This window comes from Pseudocitrobacter sp. 2023LY-00077 (genome assembly GCF_055796175.1).
Genome location: NZ_JBSPEI010000046.1, coordinates 1 through 2,936, shown reverse-complemented (window position 1 = coordinate 2,936; position 2,936 = coordinate 1). Strand labels below are relative to the sequence as shown.

Sequence of the window (2,936 nt, the reverse complement as noted above, 5' to 3'; positions counted from 1 at the left end):
TCCCCTGAATGGCTTCGTACTTCTGCGTGGCGGTCATACCATTGCGCGCATACAACAGCTCAGTGGCTTCGGTCATGCGCTGGATGCCGTAGCGCTCCATTGCAGCTTCACGAACAGAGGCGGCATAGGCGACGATGTTTGCAGCTGATGGTGTGTTCTTGGATAGCTCGGCAATGTACCCGAAGCCACCAACCTGTTCGGTAAGCCCTTTGCTCTCCAGCGTATCGAACAGTGTCAGGCCATCGACTGGCTTGTTGTCCCGGTACATCTCGCGCATCTCAGCGAAGATCACCTGGTGGGCCCGGCTGTAAAATGACTCGGGTTTCAGCATCGCCAGAACTTTCTGGACACGCTCACTGTCGCCGCCGTCAAGCAGCATGCCGCCGATAACACTCTGCTCAGCTTCAGGGTTGTGAGGTACGGTCATGATTTCAGAGGTCATCACAGGCCCCCTCACGCGTTTTCGCGTAAACATCCACGTTCAGGAAGTACTCCAGTGATTTGCGTCGCCAGGTCTTTCCGGTACGTTGATCCGGTCGATTCTCAAGCATCCACCGACAGTTGCTGGCGATGTAGCTCAGATACGATTCCCAGTCGTTCAGGGTGAACTTATGGCCGTCCAGTTGCTGAGTGACTTTCCCCGCCTTCTGCCAGAACGAACGGATCAGATTACGGCGCTTATCAGTAAGTATCCTGATGCTCTGTGCTTCAGGGAGTACCTAGTGATAAACATCGACAATCTGTTCACAACTGAGAGACGGTTTTTTCTGTTCTGATTTTTTTGCTGCTGATGCACTCTCTTCTACGTCAGTAGAAGAGATATTATTATTTAAATTCTTTGTGGCACTCTGTTGGCATTCTGTTGGCACAACCTCAAGCGCAGGCCTTGGTGTATCTGGGTTTGCGTTGGCACTCTGTTGGCATTCTGTTGGCACAAAAAACTGCTGATAATCGTCATATTTTGTGACGGTCAGAAGCGTAAATTTCTTGTTCGACAGTGTGGTGATCATGCCCATTTTTGTGAACTTATTGAGCAGGTATTTGACGCGATCAGGAGAGATACCAGTATCTTTAGCCAACGTATGGCGACCGGTAATCGTCTGTCCCCTGCCAACCGGATATTCGCCAAATTCCGTTATCACCATTACTGGCGCCGGGTTCACATCCATGATGAGGTGCATCCACAAATGAACAGCCTCACTATCAGTCTTGTAGAACGGCAGATCTCTTACTTTACGGTGCAGGAACACAAGACCCTGCGGTGATGGATGCGGCTTCTCCATGGGCTTCTGCGCCCCTCTAAAATCTGAAATTCGAAGGACATTACTCACGGCCGCTCTCCTTACGTTTCAGTTCTTCCAGGATGGCGCGCATCTTCCAGCCAACCGAAGGGTTGAATGAGCGGATGAAGCGATCGCGTGTAATGTTTTTGTGTGTATCGGTCTGGTAATGACGCTGTTTATTTGCCATTATTCCTCCTGCAATACGTTTGCTATGAATTGCACATGAGAGCCCTTTCTGTTCCAGCAGAGGGGCTTTCGACTTTTTGATACTTCCCATCACATAACTCCCGGCGCCATAGCGGCCAGACTTGTCACCACCGCGGCGATTGATTCAGTGGGCAGAAAGCGCAGAAGTGCTTCAGCAGCTTCTCTCACCTCTTTCTCAAGGCGTTGTATCGGCTGACCAAGTAACTTCGCCTGATGCGCTTCAGTGCACTCTTTCATGGCCTCTGCAATCAGTTCGGCCTCAGTCTTTGCGACCAGGCCAAACTCTCTCGCCACTTTCTCGTTATCCCGCGCCATCACATCGATGATGATGGGGATCAGCAGCATCAACCCTTTGTCGTTCTTCGGGCCCAGATCGTTAATCATCCGGAAGAAGTTCTGCTTCGTATTGTGTTCAGAACCTGCCAGTAACAACCCCTTCCCGCCACGCGCCAGCCACTCTTTCGCAACCAACTGCGAAATGTGAACCTGAGACTGGCCCGGCGTAGATTTTTGCCAGGCCCGAACAGCTTCACGGATATGCATTAGCTGTTTGGTTTCTTTGTTGACTTCCTGAGATTTGGAAATCAGACATGGCCTATAAAGATTGGTACTCTGTTGATACGTAAGTGATTGCATCTGCATTCCCTTAGAAAAAAATAGATAGATAGGCCCATGCGCAGACACGCATAGCCATTAAGACTTGTTGTTTTGAATCGCCCTTTTTCAGGGCTGAGGTGTGTAAGAGCGGGTGTTGCTTATGCTGCGTTTGTTGCTGGCGGAAAAACGTCATTTAGGGAGCAATTGCAACCGAGACGGTTTAATCCCTCAACAATCAAGCGACTCTCTTGTAGGCCAGGAGTGCGAATGTTCAGTTCATAGTTAGCAATTCGCGACTGCCCCCAACCTATGGCGGTAGCTAGAGCGGCTTGCGAAATACCAATTTTTTTTCGCTGCTCTGCAATGTTGTTCATATCAATCTCCAGTCATTGGATGAAATGATTATTCACGATATGTGATTAAGTGTCAACACCATATCGTGTAGATAACTTAATCACGCCACGTGATACCATAGAGACATGAAAACTATGCATGAAATTATCGGTGAGAGGATTAAATCCCTCCGCGAAGCAAAAGGGTACAGTCAAGCAAAGCTGGCAAGTCTTTGCGGCTGGGCTACGCCTTCACGACTTGGGAATTATGAACTAGGCACCAGAAAGGTCAGTGCAGATGACGCATTGACCCTTGCTGAGGCTTTAAATGTATCCCCTTCGCTTATTCTTTTCGGCGTAGATAATGGCCCTGTATTCCAAAAATATGAATACCCCGTATTCTCCCACGTTCAGGCCGGGATGTTCTCTCCTGAGTTCCGTACGTTCACAGAGCGCGATGCTGAGCGCTGGGTAAGCACGACCAAGAAAGCCAGCGACAACGCATTCTGGCTTGAGG

General features: G+C 49.6%; 5 protein-coding genes and 1 pseudogene. 1 reads left to right on the top strand and 5 read right to left on the bottom strand.

The genetic code is table 11. The features are described 5' to 3' along the window. The 5 genes and pseudogenes from ACWWFX_RS25035 to ACWWFX_RS25015 form a co-directional block, all read right to left on the bottom strand. Positions 1-427 (bottom strand): DnaB-like helicase N-terminal domain-containing protein (locus ACWWFX_RS25035; RefSeq protein ID WP_473225076.1); only part of this gene is annotated, 427 nt, incomplete at its 3' end. Between the two features lie 4 nt (positions 428-431). Beyond that, positions 432-1,283, bottom strand: a pseudogene (locus tag ACWWFX_RS25030) (DNA replication protein). Positions 1,284-1,323: 40 nt separating this feature from the next. After that, positions 1,324-1,470, bottom strand: coding sequence for a hypothetical protein (locus tag ACWWFX_RS25025; protein ID WP_181140874.1), 147 nt, complete (start codon positions 1,468-1,470; stop codon positions 1,324-1,326). 89 nt (positions 1,471-1,559) lie between these two features. Beyond that, positions 1,560-2,126, bottom strand: a complete 567-nt coding sequence (locus ACWWFX_RS25020; RefSeq protein WP_473225075.1) for a hypothetical protein — start codon at positions 2,124-2,126, stop codon at positions 1,560-1,562. A gap of 119 nt (positions 2,127-2,245) precedes the next feature. Further along, positions 2,246-2,461 (bottom strand): helix-turn-helix domain-containing protein, encoded by a 216-nt coding sequence (locus ACWWFX_RS25015; protein ID WP_473225074.1) that lies wholly within the window; start codon positions 2,459-2,461, stop codon positions 2,246-2,248. A gap of 105 nt (positions 2,462-2,566) precedes the next feature. On the opposite strand from ACWWFX_RS25015, the gene ACWWFX_RS25010 reads away from it, so the two are divergent. After that, positions 2,567-2,936: helix-turn-helix domain-containing protein (locus ACWWFX_RS25010; RefSeq protein WP_473225073.1), on the top strand; the 370-nt coding region annotated here is incomplete at its 3' end.